General features: G+C 70.4%; 2 protein-coding genes. Both read right to left on the bottom strand.

What is annotated here, in order from left to right; translation table 11 throughout:
* Positions 1–404 (bottom strand): PP-loop family protein (locus AC5RV2_RS17915; RefSeq protein WP_494093449.1); only part of this gene is annotated, 404 nt, incomplete at its 3' end.
* Positions 401–1444, bottom strand: a 1044-nt coding sequence (locus AC5RV2_RS17910) for a zinc-dependent metalloprotease (protein WP_494093448.1), incomplete at its 5' end; no start/stop codon positions are given. The genes AC5RV2_RS17915 and AC5RV2_RS17910, both read right to left, overlap by 4 nt.

Below are 1444 nucleotides of genomic sequence, written 5' to 3'. Positions count from 1 at the left end.
GCGTAGCGTGCCGTTCTGGCGGCCGCCTCCGGCCCCATGCCGGACCCTTCCACGGCCACCCGGCGGACCTGGACCGGGGCCAGCCCCAGCGCTTCGAGCTGCAGCCGGGCCCCCTCGGCCACCTCCGCGCTGCCCTGTTGCAGGCCATGGTCGACGACGACGGCCCCCACCCGATAGGGACGGACGCCGTTCCGGGCCGGCCGGTTGAAGAATTCCGCCGCGACGGCCAGGGCCAGCGAATCCGGCCCCCCGCTGCAGGCCACCAGCAACAGCTGCGGTTCGGCGCCCGCGGCGGTCGCTGCCGGCGGACCGAACTGTTCCAGCGCCTGGCGCAGTTGGTGCCGGGCGTCTGCCACCCGCGGATGCAACCGGGGCTTGCGCCGGTCCGCTGCAACACCGCTCATGCGCGGCTGAGGTCCATCCGGCTGACCCACAGGTCGGGGTGATGAATCTCCTCTTCGGTGGGCAGGTTTTCGGGGCGCTCCCACACCTGGTTGAAACCCTCCATGCCGATCTGCCGGGTCACCGCGCGGACGAACTTTGCCCCGTCGGAGTACTGCCGGGCCTTGGCATCGAGGCCCATGAGTTTGCGGATCCAGTTTTCCAGCGCGCCGCGGCTCTTGCCGCGCGCGTTGAAGCGTTGGCGGATGGTCTTGACCGTCGGGACCAGCGAGGAGTCGACCGCGTCCATCACCACGTTGGCGTGGCCCTCCAGCAGGCTCATCACGGCGGTCAGGTGGGAGAACACGGCCTTCTCTTCCGGCCCCTGGATGAGATCGAGGAGGGAACCCTTCAGCGCCGAACCCGGCCCCCCGCCGTCGTCCTTTCCGCTGTCCTTGGCCGCGGCGACGGCCGCCTTGACCGTCTGCTGCAGCCGCTCGCCGAGGGTGTCCGCCTTTTCCACCAGCGACGACGACAGCCCGCCGATCTGCTCCATCATGTGGTCGCGCAGCCAGGGGGCCGCGGCGAACTGCACCCGGTGGGTCTGCTCGTGCAGGCACACCCAGAGGCGGAAGTCGGCGGGCACCACATTCAGTTCCCGCTCCACGGTCACGATGTTCGGCGCCACCAGCATCAGCCGCCCGGCTGCCGGGCCGCCGGGCAACAGGGAGCAGAAGGGGTCGTACTGGCCCAGCACCTTGCTGGAGAGGAAGGAGAGGATGGCGCCCATCTGGGTGCCGGTGAGCACGCTGCCCACGGCCGTGGTGGCGTTCTTGAGCTGATCCGGGCGCTTTTCGGCGAGCGCGGCGATGGCCGGGGCCAGCATGACCTCGAAACTGCGGGCGTTGGCCCTGGACCAGGCGGCGCGGTCCACGATCAGCACCTCGGAGTCGCGCAGGTCGCGGGCGGCAACCGGGTCGCCTCGGCCTAGCCAAAGAAAAATCCCGCAGCCGGGGCGGGGTGCGGGATTTTGCCTTGCAGCTCCCCCGACTGGACTCGAACC

It is taken from the genome of Arthrobacter sp. Y3225116 (assembly GCF_059091245.1).
The sequence above is the reverse complement of the archived record's forward strand: the minus strand, read 5'-3'. Positions and strand labels throughout refer to the sequence as shown.